The sequence below is a fragment of the Spirosoma oryzicola genome (assembly GCF_021233055.1).
Lineage (GTDB): Bacteria > Bacteroidota > Bacteroidia > Cytophagales > Spirosomataceae > Spirosoma > Spirosoma oryzicola.
In genome coordinates, this window is record NZ_CP089542.1 from 76239 (window position 1) to 93516 (window position 17278).

Here is a 17278-nt window from a genome sequence, read left to right on the forward strand (position 1 = left end):
CGTATGTTTCCAAGTAAAGACTATTCTACAATGACGCTTGACGAATTAGTGTCAGAAGAGAAAAAGATGAAGTCGCAAAAGATAATGACTGTCTTATTTATCGGTTTTTTCGTAGGCATTGCCATTTGGACTGCTACCCATAAAAGTCCTTTTCTGACTATGATTTTGCTGGTTGTTTCTCTTCTGATCGGTTCCAGCTATTCGAAAAACCTGAAGAATATTCAAGCAGAAATAAGCCGCCGGGAAACGATTCAACAGGATTGACACGGCTTAGGTATTGGGGGCCAAACACTATTTTCACAAAAGCCGGGAATCCCAAAAATAATCCTCCGTCCGTACAATCTGAACGTTTCGGTTGAAATCTGGATGCTCTGTGTTGATGACGTAATTGTATTCGTAGACAATAACGGCGGAGGGAACCTTGAGTACTAAACTCTCCTGGCTGTTGTACCAGGTGGAACCAATCGTCTGCAAAGCGGTATAACCCGCTAAGCTTCGCCAGTTTGCGGGAAGATCTTTTTGCTGAATCTGCTTGATGAGGTAATCCTCGTCGGCGATGGAGATGACCATCACTTTGTACTTTGTGGCCGGTTGAATAGCCCCCCGGTGAACTACCAGCTCCAAAGATGACAAGGAACGGGATGAACCGGTGTAAATAACCTGCTGCCCTTTCAGGTTCCAGCGATTGGCGCTGCCCGATGAACTTAGTGAATTGGCGTGGATCTCTTTGCTGATTCGGAATACTTCCATCGCTTACACATTATCTCCGTACTCCATGGCGGTCAATCGATCATCTACAAATTTTACCCCTGTCACCGTATTCAAATAAGAATTAGGACTTTTATTATCGAAAAAAAAGTTCTTGCGGTTCAACCACTGGTCAAATTCTTTCACTGACCCAAACACCTCAATGCCATGTTTAATTAGGGCTAACAAAAGCAATACCTGCTCTTTGACGTTTTCCTTGAAGGTATTCTGAGGCTTTTTGTATTCCCGGAATGTTTTGACGCTCACATTGAGCCAGTCCGAAATAATGTCATCGTTGAAGTCCGTCAACGTTTTGATGGCATTGACATGCTGCCAGTTAATATCCTTTGTGTATAGAAAGGAAAGAATTTCACTGTCGTTGATGTGCCCAGGCACATCCCTCAGAATATGGCTTTCTGCCGACGCTGCTCGTTTCATGTTAGTTGGCTTTTGACCCTTAACACAAATTTAGGAACTTTTGCTCTTTATGAAGGGAATTTTTTCTCTTTGAAGTTCTAAAACGAAACACTATCAATATTCTTGATGACAGCGTGCATATATCGACTACACCGCTTGTCCTTTTACAAAAAGTCATAACGATACGTTTCCAGCCCGTCGCTCAAAAACAAACAGCCAGCGTGAACAGTTATTTCGCCAATGCAGCCAACCCAGTAGGAGCAGAGCTGCCATACCACTACTTAATAACACGATGAAAACGAACATGCTTTTAGCAATTGCGCTTTGCGCGACATTAACCACCGGCGCACTGGCACAGGATGATCAGGCTACTAAGGAGGCCCGGAAGGAAAAAACAAGAGAAGACGTCAAGCGCGTTGGCAACAAAGTCGAAAATGGTGTTGCTGATGGAGCACATGCGGTTGGCACGGCTGGCCGTGCGACCGGAAAAGCCGTTGGTAAAGCAGGTAAAGCAACTGGCGAGGCTGTAGCCAATGGGGCAAAAGCGACCGGCCGGGCCGTTACCAAGGCGACCAAAGCGACTGGTCGGGCTATTAGTGGCGAAGCAAAGAAAGTAGACAACTAGTCGGTCCATAATGAATAAATAAAAAGGCGATAGCTACCGTAGCTACCGCCTTTTTTACCCTTGGGCTACAGCGTACAATCGCTGAGCTTCGCCAAGCTTAAACCGATGACAAATGAGCGTAGTTTAATGCTCCATCGGATTAAACATAAGCACGATTCGTTGCCTTTTTCGAGCCAATCAATAAGTTACACTATCTGATTTGTCTACCATGCACAAACTCTCCTACCACAAATTTCTCACTGTCAGCATAACGTCTCTACTTGTTTTTGCGTGCGCCCGTAATCCGGTTACCGGAAAGCGTGAAATAAACCTGATGTCGACTGAACAGGAAATTGCCATAGGCCAAGAATCTCATCCATCGGTTATTGCCACAATGGGGCTATACGATGATAAGAAACTTCAGGCTTTTATGAACGAGAAAGGCAAAGCGATGGCCAAAGTTTCGCATCGGCCCGACCTCCCTTATCAGTTCTTTATTGTCGATTCGCCCATCGTTAATGCCTTTGCCGTACCGGGAGGCTACGTTTATTTTACACGCGGTATTTTGGCCCACTTCAACAATGAAGCGGAATTTGCTGGCGTACTTGGCCACGAAATCGGCCACATCACGGCCAAACATGCAGCCCGCTCGCAAAAAAGCCAATTGCTTAGTTCTATTGCGCTTATTGGCGGAGCCGTGCTGGCCCCGCAGGTGGTCGGTCAGAATATCGAAGCCCTTCAACAGGGATTAGGTCTTTTGTCCCTGAAATACAGCCGTGATCACGAATCGGAGTCCGATAATCTAGGCGTTGAATATTCTAGTAAGATTGGTTACGATGCCCGCGAGATGGGCGATTTTTTCGGGACGCTTAAACGTCTTTCCGAAAAATCGGGACAGGCTATACCTCAGTTTATGTCTACGCACCCTGATCCGGGTAACCGCTTCACGCGCGTGCATCAACTGGCGAAAGACTATCAGGCCAAGAATCCCGCTTCGTATCAGGTAAATCGCGATCAGTATATGCGCCTGATTGACGGCATTATGTACGGAGAAGATCCCCGGCAGGGTTTCGTCGAAAACGGGTATTTTTATCATCCTGAACTGCGTTTTCAGTTTCCTGTACCAACTAGCTGGCAGTCTCAAAATTCGCCAAGTCAGTTTCAAATGGCAGCTAAAGACGGTAAATCTGCAATGATTCTCACGCTGGCGAAAGGTTCGTCATTGGACGAAGCGGCCCAGAATTTGGTAAAAGAATTAAGTCTGAATGTACTGGAAAACGGAAAAACCACCATCAATGGTAATCCGGCCTACGTGCTTATTTCGCGGCAACAACAGCAACAGCAGCAGGGACAGCAGCAACAACAAGATCCTAGAACGGCGCTTCAGATTGGTACCTGGCTGATACAATATAACAATGCTATCTACGCGCTGCACGGATTAGCGACAAACGCTGACTTCAACGCTAGCTTTGGTACCTTCAAGCAGGTAGCCGAGAATTTCCGCTCACTCTCCGATCCGGATAAAATCAACCGCAAGGCTGAACGGGTATTTGTAAAAACATCGCCCCGTGACGGTTCATTTCGGGAAGTGGTCACCGCCTTGGGACTGCCTGCCAATCGGGTAGAAGAGGCCGGTATACTAAATGGCCTTCAAGCTGATGACCGCGTAACGAGAGGCACGTTGGTTAAGGTCATTAGTCGGTAGATCGTTTAAAACCACGTTCCTGGCTCTAGGGCTCTTTATCATCTTGTAGAATTTAAGCATAACGTTTCCGTGACTTTCCTGCCGGAGAGACACGGAAACGTTATGCTTTGATAATGGTCAAAAAAAAGGCCAGTTTCTTACGACTACGCTTTAATGACAAATGCCTTTAGTTCAGCCATTTTGCCTTCACTAAAGCGCCATACGTCACAGTACGAATAAGGAATGGTTACCCCTGTTTCGTCTTTGAGATTAATCCGGCCAATGGCGGTAACAAAATCGCCCTCGGCAATCAACTGCTCGACCATAAATACCGGAGGTTCTGCGTATGCCGTTGCCATCCACTGTCGAACCGCTTCTTTGCCTTGTAGGGTTTGCTCACCCACAAATACCCATTGGGTGTCTTCGGTACAATGAGCTAGAAAACCCTCATTATCGCCCTTGGTGACAGCCGCGTTTGCCTTTTCTAAGACTGCTTTGTTCGTTTCACTCATAAAGTTGAATGGCTAGTAAGAAGTAGCGGTTGCTTACCGCTATGAACGCTAAAATGACACAATAATACTGTTGTTATTGTCATGTTTGCCTTTGATAGGAGGGCAAGTTATGGTATTTTTATTGTTGACAAACTAGAGTTCCAGATGGTGAATGATCGAGTGATAGAGAAACTGGAAATTCTATCCGATGCGGCAAAATATGATGTATCCTGCTCGTCCAGTCAGAGCAAACGAGCCAACAAGGACAAGGGGTTAGGGGATACCAAAGGCTATGGCATTTGTCATTCCTTTACCGAAGATGGTCGCTGCGTGTCCCTGCTGAAAATTCTATTGACCAATCATTGTATTTTCGATTGCGCGTATTGCGTGAGTCGGAAGAGCAATGATGTCAAACGGGCTGCCTTTACGGTCGATGAGGTCGTTGATCTGACGATTAATTTCTACCGTCGAAACTACATTGAAGGGCTTTTTCTGAGTTCAGGAATCTTCGATAGTCCGGACTACACGATGGAACGCTTAGTGCGAATTGCCAAAAAGCTACGCACGGAGCATCGGTTTAATGGTTACATCCACTTGAAAGCCATTCCGGGAGCCAGTGAAGAGCTGATCAAAGAAGCGGGTTTGTACGCTGACCGCTTGAGCGTCAATGTGGAAATGCCTACTGAACAAAGCTTGAAACTGCTCGCACCGGAAAAAAACCATCAGGATGTGATCCGGCCCATGACGTATCTGAAGACCGAGATTGCGGGCCACAAAGAAGAACGCAAAAACAACCCCAAAGCACCTAGTTTTGCTCCCGCTGGTCAGAGTACGCAAATGGTGATTGGTGCCACAAAAGAAACCGATCTGGATATTCTGGGTATGACCAATCACTTCTACAATCAACTGAGCCTGAAGCGGGTGTACTATTCAGGCTATGTACCTATCAGTGAGGACAATCGGCTGCCATTGATCGGTACACCCGTTCCCATCATCCGGGAAAATCGGCTTTATCAGGCCGACTGGCTACTGCGCTATTATGGCTTCGGCTTTACCGAACTGGTTGGCGCTACTCAGCCAAATCTGGACCTGGATGTAGACCCCAAACTGGGCTGGGCCTTACGAAACTTGGATCAGTTTCCGGTCGATGTCAATACGGCTGATATCGAGCTAATCAAACGCATCCCCGGCATTGGCTTTCAAAGTGCCCAGAAAATTGTGGCTGCGCGTCGGTTCAGACGGCTCAAGGCCGAGCACCTACAGAAGATGGGCATCGCTTACAATCGAGCCCGCTATTTTCTGGCATTCAGTCAGCCGTTTGCTCCCCAACCCGATTATACCCCTTCGCAACTTAAACGACTGATTCTGACGGTGCAAAAAAGCAAATACCAGTCTACTTTTTCGAATCAGTTAAGTTTATTTTGATCGGATGACGAGTATAGTATACGATGGAACGTATGAAGGTTGGCTCACGGCTATCTTTGCCATTTACGACCACAAACTAACGGACGTTGCGTTTTCCCGTTCGGAAGCGTCTACAGGCTCGTTATTTAGCAGGACTCATTCGGTGACCACCGACGAAGTGAAAGCAGAGCGGGTATTGACGGGCTTACGAAAGCGATTGTCGGAAGAAGGCATGACCCGACTTTACAAAACGTTTCTTTCTGACCTCGACCGACCCGACGATATGATGTGGAGCTTTGTCAGTCATGTCTTTGCGAGTGCCCAGAATGTGGAAGAGGACTACGCTCACCCGGCGGTTTGGGCCGTTAAGCAGGCAGCCAAGCGGGTGCAACGGGAAGCGCATCGAATGGAAGCGTTTGTTCGTTTCAAGCTCACCTCCGACCAGTTGTATTACGCGCTCATTGAACCGGATTGCGATGTACTGGGTTTGATCTGCCCTCACTTTGAAAGCCGGTATGCCGATCAACACTGGCTCATTTACGATGCCAAGCGTCGGTATGGCATTTATTATGATTTAGAGAAAGCAACGACTGTAACGCTCGGCGTTCAGGATGGCCGGACTAATCGTACTGGGCTTGTGGCTGAGATCAGTGATGAAGGCGAGGCATTTTACCAGGAACTCTGGCGTCGCTATTTCAAGAGCGTAACCATCGATGCCCGCAAGAATAAGCGCCTTCAACTTCAGCATATGCCCAAACGATATTGGAGGTATTTAACCGAAAAAATGCCTTAGGATGGCGTGGCAGTTTATACGAATCGACCAGGTCCCGGCGGAAATATGATTACGATCAACAGTCCTCACCTAGTGCTATTACCTATCCGTTAATTACCTGCGCATCTATGCTCAAAATTGGTATCATTGGACTCGGCGATATTGCGACCAAGGCTTATCTGCCCCTCCTTGCAGCGCGGGCGGATATAGAAATTCATCTCTGCTCGACTACGACGGAGAAAATGCAGCGAATAGCCGGGCAATACCGGATTAGTCACGTACACCCGGACATCAGCTCACTGATTATGGCCGGTATACAGGCCGTTTTTGTGCATGCGGCTACGGTAGCACATCACGCGATTGTCGAGACGCTATTAGAGGCCAGGGTCGCGGTTTTTGTCGATAAGCCGCTGACGCTTCACTTCGCCCAAAGCGAACAACTAGTTAAGCTGGCTAAGCAAACGAACACGCTGCTAATGATCGGTTTCAACCGCCGGTATGCCCCAATTTATCGCCAGTTAAAAGCGGTTGACAAGCCGACAATGATCCTGATGCAGAAGAACCGGCCCGTCTTGCCGGGCGAAATCCGGTCGTTTGTGCTGGACGATTTTATTCATGTGGTGGACACACTACGGTGGCTTTTTCCGTTTCCGATTGCCGATTGGCAAATCACGTATATGCGCGAGGACGATCAGCTCAAACAGTTGACGCTACAACTAAAAGCTCCACACGGAGAGACAGCACTTGGGATTATGAACCGCAACACAGCGATAACCGAAGAGCGGCTGGAAATTATGTCAGCAAGTCAAAAATTAGTAGCCGTCAACATTTCCCAATTAATCCGGGAAAGTACATTGGGCAGTGACTACGTGCGCCAGAACGACTGGGAGCCAACCTTACACAAACGCGGTTTTGCCTTGATGGTCGACGATTTTCTGCGGGCTGTAGCCGGGGAGTGTTCACCGTATATTGATCTGGACGACGCGCTTATGAGCCACCAACTGTGTGAGCAAATTATAGAGAGGGTGATGAAAGAATCGTATTAAACTTTGTATAGTAGCTACTCTGCTTATTCAATGCTTGATTGAGGACCTCCTTATGAAGATTCAAACGCTACTTTTCGTCCTCCTATTCTATAGTTCAACGAAAGGCCAACAGGTGGCAACTCTGGTTGAACTACCCATAACTACAGCGAATGGATACGGGCCTTTTAGTGTCGGTTTTTCTCGCTTCACACCGGATGTGAACGATGGATCATACTGGAGCAAAATGCAGTTGTCCATCAAAGGAGTACCTGAGAACTGGACAAACGTAGAAAAGGCAATGGCCAGGGTTAATACTTGGCAACTCATCTATCAGAATGTAATAAGCGGTACCGTACCAAGATCCTGGTACAAGGGTTACCAACAAAGTAGTAAAATTAACCTGGACGACGCCCTTTTCTCTAAGCAACCGATTAAGTGTTACGTTTATCTAGTGAAGGGGTTCGATCAGAGTAAGGGCAAATGGTTGGTGCTGGTGGATACCAATAACAACCTTGATTTTAGCGACGAAACTCCTTTTGAAGCGGAAGAAATTAAGCCGGGTTCCATACCGGACAATGTTGCCGATGCCCGTTTAGTCATGTACCAATCCTATCAAAAAGGAAAGATTATTACGTCTCGTATACCGTTGGTTGTCAAACGGATGGGCAATGATTTGTTTTTCAATTTTCCTCAATACGCCAAAGCTACTTTTCGACACGCAGACGAACGAATCGATTTGGTTATCACAAACGGATTTGCAGGATTAGATTACATTGGTTCTACGTCAATTGCACAGACACCTCGCTGGTTTTGGCAAAAGGCAGTTAGCCAGAAAGACCTGACTGAAATAGGCGATGTTATCACCCTTGGTGGTCGTAAATACAAAAATAAAGGGGTTAATACATTCACCAATACCTTACAGTTGGAACCCTTAGCCACTAACACGATTGATTACTCCCTAAGGACTGGTCGCTCGTTTCGACCTTTTATCGCTCGCGAGTTCACCACCGGAAATTCGATCTCACTGAGTAGCTTGAAAGGTAAATATGTTTTTGTCGAATTTTGGGGTACTTGGTGTTCCCCCTGTGTATCGACTCTACCAACGTTGAAGCGGCTTTATAAGCGACTTAATAAAAACCGTTTCGAATTTATCGGTATTGTAAGCAGGGACAGTCCAGAACATTTACGAGATTTTCTGAAGAAGCATGACGTAAGGTGGCCTCAACTATTGTCCAATGGCCCGGACGGTTTGGTTGATCAGTACCATGTTACGGCCTATCCAACGAGTGTACTGCTTAACCCAAATGGCAAAATAGTAGCTGCTGACCTAAGCATGGAAAAGTTAGAAGCCAAACTAAACGAATTGAACAAACTGGAAGAGTAAATCATACTAACTCTCTCAGGTAAAAAAATTTGTACACCGACGGTAAAGTTCAGTTTGACTTAGCGAAGTGATCGTAAGCTAGTTTAGCGATATCGGCGATGATCTGCTCATTCGTCTCCATACTTTCGGTTGAGTTCATGACGAAGACGCTGATGGCTATAGCCTTGCTGTTTGGCAACACGATATAGCCCGCATCGTTGACAGCACCCGTCAGGCCTTCTTTGTTAGTTCCTGACGTACCGGTCTTGTGGGCCACTACTGTACCGGCGGGCAGCAATTTCTTAAGTCGATCTTGTCCGGTTGTTGTCCCAACCATGACCTTCCACAGAAAATCGTGACTGCTAGCGGACAGAACCTTACGCTGGTAAACCAGCTTTAGCAAATCCAGCATCGCCTTTGGTGTTGTCCAATTCGTGTACTGAACGTCCCAATTACCTTTGGCCTGCATCATTTCCTCGGTATGGCGTATGGCTACATCCTGAATACCAAGCTGATGAATAAAAGCGTCCACCTGCTTGGGGCCACCCAATAGGCGGAAGAGGTAATCGCAGGCGCTACCATCGCTATCAGCGACCGTATACCGGATTATATCGGCTAAGGGTAAATCGACTTCCCCGTTCGGATAGGCTTCCCCCATCGGACTGTGCAGACCAGGTACCAGATCACTCTTTTTCACGCGCATCTTTTGCGTGAGCCGAAATCGTCCCTTATCGACTTCCCGCAACACCGCTAAGGCCACGTGAAACTTGTACACACTTTGCATGGGCATGTGCTTGTTGCCGTTAATGGTCAACGTCTGTTGACTACCAACGTCATAAATGCCTACACCCACTGTTGCTTTCTTACTGTTGACGACCTGTTCGATTTTTGTCTGCAACCGGTCGATTTGGGCAGATACTGGTGAAACCAGACAAAGGAGTCCGATAAAGAGTAAAATGATTCTCACGATTATAGCGAATGGAATGTGTGTTTTAGCCGCAAAGATAGAATGTGCAAAACCATCCTTACTGATTGCGGATGAACTATTCACGAAAATGATACGGCTGATGTAAGCTGAGCAGCCAGTCTTTTAGCCGCTACGACAGCCCCTTCCATATAGCCGGGTGATTCATTGGACGTTTCCGTACCACCGAAGTATAATTTCTCGTTCAGATACGCCTGGTGCAACAACGGGTGGCCGTTGTTTTGATGGGGCCGATGAATCACCGGATTGCCAGCTACGAGAAATTCGTCGTTCCATAGTTTATCGAAATAAGCCGTAGGTTGTAGCGCTTCAGAGCCAAATAGCTCGCCTAACTGACGCAATACTAACTCCTTACGGACTTCCTGCGTAAAAGACGCAGATCCTCCGTTTAAGAATCCGGTGAACCCATACCGCTGGCCGTCAGCACTGGTATGGTCGTACATCTCAACGACAATATCCGCCTGGCTGTAGAGCATTCCCGAATACCCATTCGTGCGCCAAAAAGGAGTAGCGTATTCAACCGCAAATTTGATAGAGCCACCCATCCAGGTTTGAACCGTCGGTAACAGTTCACCAACCGCGAGGGGCAGTTCAGGTGTTATTTTCACTTTTGAGGATACTACAGGAAGAGGTATACAACTCACGACTCGATTAGCGTGGTATTTTTGACCGGTCGTCGTTTCGACAATGACTCCTTCCGGAACTTCCCGAATTCCGGTCACTTCGGTATTTACGTGAATGGACGAGGTATCAAGTTGTTTTGCCAGTGCCTCAATCAGCTGTCCGGTTCCTGCTGCCAACCGATAGGACGGCGACTGAGAAGCAGGAATAAAAAACTGTTGAGAAGGCTCGAAGGATTTGGACTGAAACAAAGAAATACCTTCCGAAAATTGAGGAAAGATAGTCAGTCCCAATTCCTCAATAAGCGCCAGCAGATTAGGATGCTTAGTGGAGAACCAGGTAGCGCCCAGCTCCAGTGGGGTAGCCAAAACACCCGCTACCGTATGGATTCGTCCACCTAATCGGGGACTGGCTTCCAGAATAGTGACGTTAACTGGTTGGTCGCGTAGATAATAAGCTAAACTTAGTCCGCTTAATCCTCCACCGATGATGATAATACTGTCATTAGATTCCATTCGACAAAATTACTCGCCCCTGTAAGCTTTACGAACTCTTATCAAAAAATCAAGGCAAGATGATGGTGTCGGCGGAGACGCCCGCCCGGTTCACAAAACCGCCACCATTCCCAAACCATTAAGCCGGAAGTGCTTGGTCTTTCCAGGCGAAAAAAATTTAACCTACCGTTGAACAGACAATCAACTATTTCAACTATGTTTGCAAAAACATACTAGTTAGTATTTTATGTCAAAAGCAGCCCTGACCCGGTTTACGATTCTACAGAAGGCGTTGGAACTCATCTACCGGAACGGGTATCAAGCAACCAGTATTGATGACATTATTGCCACGACACAGCTTACCAAAGGAGCACTCTTTTATCATTTTAAGAACAAGGAAGAGATGGGACTTGCCATTATCAATGAAATCTTGGCTCCCAACCTGCTTCCTTACATGAAGGACACATTGTCTAGAACCACAGACATACGGTTAAACCTATATTCTATGATGGAAAATTTGCTGCTTACAAACACTTTTTTCAATGTAGATTACGGTTGTCCGGCTGTTAACCTGATTGAAGAGATGGCGCCTGTCAATCCGCAGTTTAAACAGGCATTATTACGGATTATGCAGCAATGGCACTCTGCTATCGAGGCTGCTATCGTTCATGCCCAGGATGAGAACCAGCTTAATAGCAAGCACAATCCCGCTTACCTGGCAACTTATATCATCTCGAACTATTCTGGCATACGAAATACCGGTAAAGTGATGGGACAAACGGCCTACACGGCTTTTCTGAGCGAATACCAAAAATTTCTTTTACAGCTTGATTAATTTTTTTTACCCAAAAACATACTGATCAGTATGTTTATCCTTCTAAATGATGTATTCAGTTCTCCTCTTTCTTCACTCATGCTGGCGCTGGCTTGTTCTAATCAGCCTTGTTTACGCTATTTACAGTGCTTACACGGGCTTCTATCGAAGGCAGGTATTCACAACTGCTATCAACAGCCTTCGTCACTGGACCGCAACGATTGCCCATATACAGCTGCTTTTAGGGATGGCGCTGTACGTTCAAAGCCCAGTTGTTAAGCTGTCCATGGGAGATAATCCTGACAAGTGGATCAATGAACAACTATTTTTCCGTTACGTCCATCTGGCAATGATGCTGGTAGCCGTGGTTTTGATCACTATCGGATCGGCCAAGGCTAAGCGAGCAAAAGACGACGCAGAAAAGTATAGGACAATGCTGACGTGGTTTAGCTGGGGGCTGGTCATTCTTCTCATGGCAATACCTTGGCCATTTTCACCACTGGCCAACAGACCTTACATCCGGAGTTTTTAATCCCTGCCGTTAAACCGAGTTCAAACCAAAGTTACAATTAGCTCTCAAACAGTATTTCTATGATTACATTACTTAAAACTCCGGTTGGCCGACTGCGTGTACTGGGCTATCTGGAAGGTATTTCCCTTATTATGCTCCTCTTTGTTGCAGTTCCGTTAAAATACTGGAATGGTAACCCTGCGCTGGTCAAAGCGTTGGGCCCTGTACATGGTTTGCTTTTCCTTTGGTTTGTTTTCAACACCCTAAGCGTGGGTGTTGAGCAACGATGGAAATTTCAACAAACTACCTGGAAAGTGCTCATTGCCTGCATAATTCCTTTTGGTACTTTCTACATCGACCGGTATATTCTAAAGGACGCTTTTGCCAAACAAGAGTAAAGGTATTAGAGGGTCATTTGCTATTTTTTGACATTGGATTCGACTATCAGTTGATGGAGTACCATTGTGTTCTGTTTGGTTTATCGGTAAATCAAACAGAACACAATGTGTTTCGGTACAGCGGTATTTACTCGTCAACACCGCTTTCCAGCAGGCTAAATGTCTTGATTAAACAATCAATTTGGGTCATTGCCCCGTAAGGAATGGTAAAGACCGGACATGTGTGACCAAAGTCCATTTCCGTAATAACGGGCATTTCGGTCAGACCTTCCTCGTGCAGCACTTTTAGCAGTTCATCATTGTACGCGTTGACATAGACGTTATCATAAGGTCTGCCTAGGATGATCCCATTCGCCTTTTTCAAGATACCCTGTTCCGCGTAATTGCGCAGCCACCACCGAAAAGAATCAGGTTCCGGCTTCAATTCTGACGTTTCAAAAAACAAGATCGAATCAGCCCAACATTCATTGTCAGGCCACCAAGTTGTTCCTTTCAACGATTCAAGTGCTTCCATACAGCCACCAATCAGCCTGCCCTGTGCGATTGTTTCACCCTGCAAAAAATTCCAGCCAGGATTGGACTCTACTTCTCGTTTCTTGTTTTGCAGGGAAACGTCCGACCAGTCCAGCAGTTCCGAGGTCCAGCCAGCCTCATTCGGTTTCAGCAGACCAATCACTTCCGTTGAAAAAAGCGTTCGCTTGATGTCCGCTACCTGATAGGGATACATGCCACCGTTTTCGGCGAAGCCAACCAGCAACGATGTGCCGTAAAACGTGGATAAACCCGCTTTTAAACAAAGGAGATGAGTGATGGTGCTATCGGAGAAGCCCAAAAATAGTTTAGGATTCTGCCTGATTATTTCCACATCAACGTAGCGTAAGATCCGGCAACTGTCGTCTCCACCAATTGTGGAAATAATGCCTTTTATCGAAGGATCGGCAAAGGCTTCCATCAAATCTTGAGCACGCGCTTGCGGATTTTCGTAAAGCCACTGAGCCGATTTTAGTGCATGCTTCGTTTCGACAACGTTCAACCCGAACGTTTCTTGCAACTGCCGTTTTCCTTGTTCATAACGCTCGGGTAATTCCCCCGCACCTCCCCAAGATAGAGAAATAGTTGCTACCGTGTCACCGGGTTTAAGCGCTTTGGGCTTAACTAAGTTCATGGCGAATACTGACAAATAATGACAGGCATAAAAATAGTGCACCGGAGCACTCTACGTACCAGATTACCGTCAACTGTGGCTTTTTTCAGCAGGGATTCAGCCTTGAGCTTAGTCCGAGGTGGTCTTCCTTCTTGTTTCTTGAGCACTGCTCACTCAGATCGTAAAGACTTAATCGGATTGACCAGCGCAGCACGGACACTTTGAAAACTTACTGTTAGCAGCGCAATACCAACCGCCACTAAACCGGCTAGACCAAAGACCCATCCCGAAATACTGATCCGGTAAGCAAAGTCCTCAAGCCAGCGATTCATGGCCCACCAGGCCAGCGGAGAAGCAATGAGAAGGGCAATGACCACTAGCTTCAAAAAATCCTGTACCAGCAGCGTCACGATACTAGAAACCGACGCACCAAGTACTTTGCGCACACCAATCTCTTTGGTGCGCTGCTCCGCCGTGAAGGTTACCAGCCCAAAAAGACCCAAACAGGCGATAAAGATGGCCATTCCCGAAAAGGAAAGAAACAGATTGCCTTTTCGCTCGTCGGCGCGGTACTGATCGGCAAAAGTCTGGTCCAGAAACGTGTACTCGAAGGGCTGGTTTGGATTGATCGTTTTATAGGTGTCCTCGACGTAAGCTAAGGCGGCTGCTATATTCTGCGGCTTTATTCGAATCAATAGCTTATCGCCCCGGTCCTTGTGAAGCATTAAAACCAAAGGCTCGATTTGGCTCCGGAGCGAGCGTAGATGAAAATCGCGGATGACTCCCGCAATAGGAATGCGCTTTTCGTTGAACTCTACTAAACCGGCGGTCCTGTCTTTCCAGCCCAGCCGTTTGAGCATGGCTTCATTGACCAATACCGCCCCCGTTGAATCACTCCCTAAATTGGCAGAAAAGTTGCGCCCTTCTTTTAAACCAATTTGTAACACGTCCAGAAAATCGTGATCCACGGAGAAGTACTCTGTACTGACGGATTGCTCCTTACCATTAGCATGGTAGAAATCAAACGTGGTTTTATCGTTCATGTCGCCACCAACCGATCCACTGGTTAGACTGACCTGCTCGACAGCGGCATTTCGTCGTAACGTTTCTTTCAGTACCTCTGCTGACCGTTGAACAGCTGGTGATTTAAGCGGCAGGACAATCACCTGTTCCTGGTTAAACCCCAGCTGCGTGTGCCGCATGTACTGCAACTGCTGATAGACGACAAGCGTACCAACGATCATACTAATCGACACCGTAAACTGAAACACAACCAATGCTTTTCGTAATAAAAGCCCGTTACCGCTCGTCGAAAAAGCGCCTTTGAGCACCATTACCGGGTTAAACCTAGCCAGAACAACCGCCGGGTAAAGACCGCTTAACAAACCAATCAGCAAGCCACCCCCGGCTATGAGAACGATGCTTTCGGGCTGCCACAAATCAATAGACAATGACTTGGCCGCCAATGCGTTAAAGAGCGGCAAAATGACATGCAACAATAGCAGACTAAGCAAAAGAGCCAGCATCGTCAGTAGAGTCGATTCGGCTAGAAACTGGCTGATCAACTGGCGACGTAACGAACCAACCGCTTTTCGGACCCCGATTTCTCGGGCACGGCCCGCTGACCGGGCTGTTGCCAGATTGACATAGTTGACAATGGCGATTAGTAGAATAAACAGACCGATAATGGAGAACGTGTACACGTACGCTACATTACCCCCGTTACCTACCCCCAGCAAGTGAGACGAGTACAAATGTATCTTAGCCAATGGCTGAAAAGTCATCAGAAAAGTAACCCCTTTGCCCGTCTCGTCACCAATTGCTTGAGCTATGTACTTTCGATAAAAAGTAGGCATCTTCCGTTCCAACTGGCGCGCATCACTACTCGAATGAAGCAGGACGTAGGTTGCTGAATTAAAATTATCCCACTTGTTCAGGTTGATCTTGTTGAGCTGCGTATTGCTGTAGGGAAGAACAGCCTCGAAATGTAAGTGATGATTAGCCGGTGCATCGTCGATTATACCCGCTACCGTCAAAAATTGCTCGTCCTTTACACGAACGGCTTTGCCCAGTAACCCCGTAGTTCGCCCGAAAAGGGACATGGCCAGTTTACGGGTCAGTACGACAGTATTGGGTGTCAACGTCGTAGTATGTGCACTGCCCTCGAGGAAGGAATAATCAAAAAAAGAAAACAGGGTCGAATCGGCGTAAATAACACCATCTGCATACAAAGCTTTCGTTCCCACACGAAAAAGCAATCCGTTATCGAGTTTGACCCGCAGCACGCTCTTGATCTCGGGGTATTCCTGACGGAGGGCCGGCCCCATCGGTGCTGAGCCGATAGCCATGTTCATGTCATTACCATCCCATTTGACGTTCACATTTAACCGGTAGATGTTGGCCGCGTTAGCATGGTACTGATCGATCGTTAGCTCGTCATAGACATAAAGTCCCAGCAGCAGCGCACAGGTCATACCACTAGCCAATCCCAGTAAAGTAAGGGCGCTATAGGTCTTATGGCGAATCAAATTTCGCCAGGCGATCTTGAGGTAGTTTAGGAACATAATCGGCGTCGTGTACAGCGTTGGCTAGGGAGGGTCAACTACTATGCCAAGGTTACAATAAGGAGCCAGGAAGCTGGAAAGGGTATTTCTCCATATAAGCCCTGTCCGTAGGCGGACATTGATTGTCCGCTACCGAACACGCCGTTGAATAGAAACGAATGGTTTTAAACGCTTCAACGCAACAGCCCAATCGTATAGTTATGTATGTGTAATCGTACTCATTAGCCCTTGATTCTTCGTCTAACTTTATCTTTCCGGTGACCAATCTGTAGCAGATAGGACAACCATCCTATCAAAACTATGCCCATCACAGCGACAACAACCCAGATCTTCCCGTCTGAGCGCAACAATTCGGTTAACTGATTCATCGAAATAGGCTAAAAATAATTTAATTCGGTAATTCCGTAGACTGGCTAATTGGTTTTTTTACCTCATCCTGCTCCTCTAGCTCGGATTCCAACCGGCGTAAACGCACTCGAAGCTGTGTGATCCAGAAACCCAGCAACGTAAATCCCACAAAAGCCGGGCGGATAATCCGTTTGATGGAACTGTCGGCATCGTACTGATTGAATCCTGGGTTACCTCCATTCCCAGGATGCAACGAATCGGTTAGGCGAGGTAAAATCAGGATCAACGGGATAAAGACAGCGAAGGCGAAGATGTTGTAAACGGCAGAAATCCGTCCCCGACGCAGGTCGTCATCGAAAGAACCGCGTAGCACAAAATAAGCCAGGTACAAAAGCATTCCCACGGCGACCCCGTTCGTTTTTGGGTCATTAGGCCACAAATCGCCCCACGCAAAGTAGGCCCACACAGACCCGGTTATACAACCCAACACACCAAACAGTAGGGCTGTGTTAGCCAGCTCTACCGCAATCAGATCATCGTCAAGCCTGCCTTTTCGTAAGTAGCGAATTGAAAAAATAGCCGACCCCAATAGCATACTCATCATAGCGATCCATAGGGGCGGATGGAAAAATGTGTTGCGGATGGCTTCGTGTAAAATGGGTAGCTTAGGCACCGGACTCATCAATCCAGCGATAAACACATACATCAAAATCAGAACGGTCAAGATCTTCCACCACCAATGTTTGAGGATAGCCATACAGCATATTTTATCAGAGAAAGATAGGCTCTACGGAGCTCCTTATAGACTTAAAATCGAGGAAGTAGCTTATTCTACTAGTAATGAGTCAAATTAAAGTGCACAGACATTACCCAACAAGCCGTCAATCCGAGT

The 17278-nt window shown here is 46.9% G+C and carries 19 protein-coding genes; 10 read left to right on the forward strand and 9 right to left on the reverse strand.

Annotated elements, in window-relative coordinates; translation table 11 throughout:
- Positions 1–3 precede the first annotated feature (3 nt).
- On the forward strand, positions 4–264 hold the full coding sequence (locus LQ777_RS27380) for a hypothetical protein (protein ID WP_232563616.1): 261 nt from the start codon (positions 4–6) through the stop codon (positions 262–264).
- Between the two features lie 33 nt (positions 265–297).
- Here LQ777_RS27380 and LQ777_RS27385 read toward each other — a convergent pair whose 3' ends face one another.
- Both LQ777_RS27385 and LQ777_RS27390 read right to left on the reverse strand, forming a co-directional pair.
- Positions 298–750, reverse strand: coding sequence for an RES family NAD+ phosphorylase (locus LQ777_RS27385; RefSeq protein WP_232563617.1), 453 nt, complete (start codon positions 748–750; stop codon positions 298–300).
- Between the two features lie 3 nt (positions 751–753).
- Positions 754–1185: an antitoxin Xre/MbcA/ParS toxin-binding domain-containing protein gene (locus LQ777_RS27390; protein WP_232563618.1), complete on the reverse strand. Its 432-nt coding sequence runs from the start codon at positions 1183–1185 to the stop codon at positions 754–756.
- 271 nt (positions 1186–1456) lie between these two features.
- On the opposite strand from LQ777_RS27390, the gene LQ777_RS27395 reads away from it, so the two are divergent.
- Positions 1457–1789 carry a hypothetical protein gene (locus tag LQ777_RS27395; RefSeq protein ID WP_232563619.1) on the forward strand — a complete coding sequence of 111 codons (333 nt, stop codon included), beginning with the start codon at positions 1457–1459 and terminating at the stop codon, positions 1787–1789.
- Between the two features lie 208 nt (positions 1790–1997).
- Positions 1998–3473 carry a M48 family metalloprotease gene (locus tag LQ777_RS27400; RefSeq protein WP_232563620.1) on the forward strand — a complete coding sequence of 492 codons (1476 nt, stop codon included), beginning with the start codon at positions 1998–2000 and terminating at the stop codon, positions 3471–3473.
- A 143-nt stretch (positions 3474–3616) separates the two neighbouring features.
- Here LQ777_RS27400 and LQ777_RS27405 read toward each other — a convergent pair whose 3' ends face one another.
- Positions 3617–3964: a nuclear transport factor 2 family protein gene (locus tag LQ777_RS27405; protein ID WP_232563621.1), complete on the reverse strand. Its 348-nt coding sequence runs from the start codon at positions 3962–3964 to the stop codon at positions 3617–3619.
- Positions 3965–4108: 144 nt separating this feature from the next.
- Here LQ777_RS27405 and LQ777_RS27410 point away from each other — a divergent pair, with 144 nt between their 5' ends.
- The 4 genes from LQ777_RS27410 to LQ777_RS27425 all read left to right on the forward strand — a co-directional run bounded on the left by LQ777_RS27410 (position 4109) and on the right by LQ777_RS27425 (position 8528).
- A complete protein-coding gene (locus tag LQ777_RS27410; protein WP_232563622.1) occupies positions 4109–5368 on the forward strand; it encodes a putative DNA modification/repair radical SAM protein in 1260 nt (419 codons plus the stop codon).
- A 4-nt stretch (positions 5369–5372) separates the two neighbouring features.
- A complete protein-coding gene (locus LQ777_RS27415) occupies positions 5373–6140 on the forward strand; it encodes a TIGR03915 family putative DNA repair protein (RefSeq protein WP_232563623.1) in 768 nt (255 codons plus the stop codon).
- 107 nt (positions 6141–6247) lie between these two features.
- Entirely contained in the window at positions 6248–7165 is a 918-nt protein-coding gene (locus LQ777_RS27420; RefSeq protein ID WP_232563624.1) for a Gfo/Idh/MocA family protein, read from the forward strand.
- 52 nt (positions 7166–7217) lie between these two features.
- Positions 7218–8528 carry a TlpA family protein disulfide reductase gene (locus tag LQ777_RS27425; protein WP_232563625.1) on the forward strand — a complete coding sequence of 437 codons (1311 nt, stop codon included), beginning with the start codon at positions 7218–7220 and terminating at the stop codon, positions 8526–8528.
- Positions 8529–8577: 49 nt separating this feature from the next.
- Here the strand turns inward: LQ777_RS27425 and bla are convergent, their stop codons facing one another.
- Positions 8578–9474, reverse strand: coding sequence for a class A beta-lactamase, subclass A2 (gene bla, locus LQ777_RS27430; protein ID WP_232563626.1), 897 nt, complete (start codon positions 9472–9474; stop codon positions 8578–8580).
- Positions 9475–9554: 80 nt separating this feature from the next.
- The gene (locus LQ777_RS27435; protein WP_232563627.1) at positions 9555–10628 is read right to left on the reverse strand and encodes a flavin monoamine oxidase family protein; all 1074 of its coding nucleotides are present in this window, start codon (positions 10626–10628) and stop codon (positions 9555–9557) included.
- Positions 10629–10854: 226 nt separating this feature from the next.
- On the opposite strand from LQ777_RS27435, the gene LQ777_RS27440 reads away from it, so the two are divergent.
- The 3 genes from LQ777_RS27440 to LQ777_RS27450 are packed head-to-tail and all read left to right on the forward strand — an operon-like array spanning position 10855 to position 12330.
- On the forward strand, positions 10855–11442 hold the full coding sequence (locus tag LQ777_RS27440; RefSeq protein ID WP_232563628.1) for a TetR/AcrR family transcriptional regulator: 588 nt from the start codon (positions 10855–10857) through the stop codon (positions 11440–11442).
- Between the two features lie 46 nt (positions 11443–11488).
- Positions 11489–11953, forward strand: coding sequence for a hypothetical protein (locus LQ777_RS27445; protein WP_341871390.1), 465 nt, complete (start codon positions 11489–11491; stop codon positions 11951–11953).
- Positions 11954–12012: 59 nt separating this feature from the next.
- On the forward strand, positions 12013–12330 hold the full coding sequence (locus LQ777_RS27450) for a DUF3817 domain-containing protein (RefSeq protein ID WP_232563629.1): 318 nt from the start codon (positions 12013–12015) through the stop codon (positions 12328–12330).
- Between the two features lie 127 nt (positions 12331–12457).
- Here the strand turns inward: LQ777_RS27450 and LQ777_RS27455 are convergent, their stop codons facing one another.
- The 4 genes from LQ777_RS27455 to ccsA all read right to left on the reverse strand — a co-directional run bounded on the left by LQ777_RS27455 (position 12458) and on the right by ccsA (position 17143).
- Entirely contained in the window at positions 12458–13495 is a 1038-nt protein-coding gene (locus tag LQ777_RS27455) for a S66 family peptidase (RefSeq protein WP_232563630.1), read from the reverse strand.
- Positions 13496–13644: 149 nt separating this feature from the next.
- Positions 13645–16038: an ABC transporter permease gene (locus LQ777_RS27460; RefSeq protein WP_232563631.1), complete on the reverse strand. Its 2394-nt coding sequence runs from the start codon at positions 16036–16038 to the stop codon at positions 13645–13647.
- A gap of 221 nt (positions 16039–16259) precedes the next feature.
- Positions 16260–16406 (reverse strand): CcmD family protein, encoded by a 147-nt coding sequence (locus LQ777_RS30610; RefSeq protein ID WP_262924034.1) that lies wholly within the window; start codon positions 16404–16406, stop codon positions 16260–16262.
- A gap of 20 nt (positions 16407–16426) precedes the next feature.
- Positions 16427–17143 carry a cytochrome c biogenesis protein CcsA gene (gene ccsA / locus LQ777_RS27470; protein ID WP_232563632.1) on the reverse strand — a complete coding sequence of 239 codons (717 nt, stop codon included), beginning with the start codon at positions 17141–17143 and terminating at the stop codon, positions 16427–16429.
- Between the last annotated feature and the right edge of the window lie 135 nt (positions 17144–17278).

Excerpts from the sequence above, each read along its gene's own strand:
- LQ777_RS27380 (WP_232563616.1), top strand. The coding sequence starts at position 4 with ATGTTTCCAAGTAAAGACTATTCTACAATGACGCTTGACGAATTAGTG.
- LQ777_RS27385 (WP_232563617.1), bottom strand. The coding sequence starts at position 750 with ATGGAAGTATTCCGAATCAGCAAAGAGATCCACGCCAATTCACTAAGT.
- LQ777_RS27390 (WP_232563618.1), bottom strand. The coding sequence starts at position 1,185 with ATGAAACGAGCAGCGTCGGCAGAAAGCCATATTCTGAGGGATGTGCCT.
- LQ777_RS27395 (WP_232563619.1), top strand. The coding sequence starts at position 1,457 with ATGAAAACGAACATGCTTTTAGCAATTGCGCTTTGCGCGACATTAACC.
- LQ777_RS27400 (WP_232563620.1), top strand. The coding sequence starts at position 1,998 with ATGCACAAACTCTCCTACCACAAATTTCTCACTGTCAGCATAACGTCT.
- LQ777_RS27405 (WP_232563621.1), bottom strand. The coding sequence starts at position 3,964 with ATGAGTGAAACGAACAAAGCAGTCTTAGAAAAGGCAAACGCGGCTGTC.
- LQ777_RS27410 (WP_232563622.1), top strand. The coding sequence starts at position 4,109 with ATGGTGAATGATCGAGTGATAGAGAAACTGGAAATTCTATCCGATGCG.
- LQ777_RS27415 (WP_232563623.1), top strand. The coding sequence starts at position 5,373 with ATGACGAGTATAGTATACGATGGAACGTATGAAGGTTGGCTCACGGCT.
- LQ777_RS27420 (WP_232563624.1), top strand. The coding sequence starts at position 6,248 with ATGCTCAAAATTGGTATCATTGGACTCGGCGATATTGCGACCAAGGCT.
- LQ777_RS27425 (WP_232563625.1), top strand. The coding sequence starts at position 7,218 with ATGAAGATTCAAACGCTACTTTTCGTCCTCCTATTCTATAGTTCAACG.
- LQ777_RS27435 (WP_232563627.1), bottom strand. The coding sequence starts at position 10,628 with ATGGAATCTAATGACAGTATTATCATCATCGGTGGAGGATTAAGCGGA.
- LQ777_RS27440 (WP_232563628.1), top strand. The coding sequence starts at position 10,855 with ATGTCAAAAGCAGCCCTGACCCGGTTTACGATTCTACAGAAGGCGTTG.
- LQ777_RS27445 (WP_341871390.1), top strand. The coding sequence starts at position 11,489 with ATGATGTATTCAGTTCTCCTCTTTCTTCACTCATGCTGGCGCTGGCTT.
- LQ777_RS27450 (WP_232563629.1), top strand. The coding sequence starts at position 12,013 with ATGATTACATTACTTAAAACTCCGGTTGGCCGACTGCGTGTACTGGGC.
- LQ777_RS27455 (WP_232563630.1), bottom strand. The coding sequence starts at position 13,495 with ATGAACTTAGTTAAGCCCAAAGCGCTTAAACCCGGTGACACGGTAGCA.
- LQ777_RS27460 (WP_232563631.1), bottom strand. The coding sequence starts at position 16,038 with ATGTTCCTAAACTACCTCAAGATCGCCTGGCGAAATTTGATTCGCCAT.
- LQ777_RS30610 (WP_262924034.1), bottom strand. The coding sequence starts at position 16,406 with ATGAATCAGTTAACCGAATTGTTGCGCTCAGACGGGAAGATCTGGGTT.
- ccsA (WP_232563632.1), bottom strand. The coding sequence starts at position 17,143 with ATGGCTATCCTCAAACATTGGTGGTGGAAGATCTTGACCGTTCTGATT.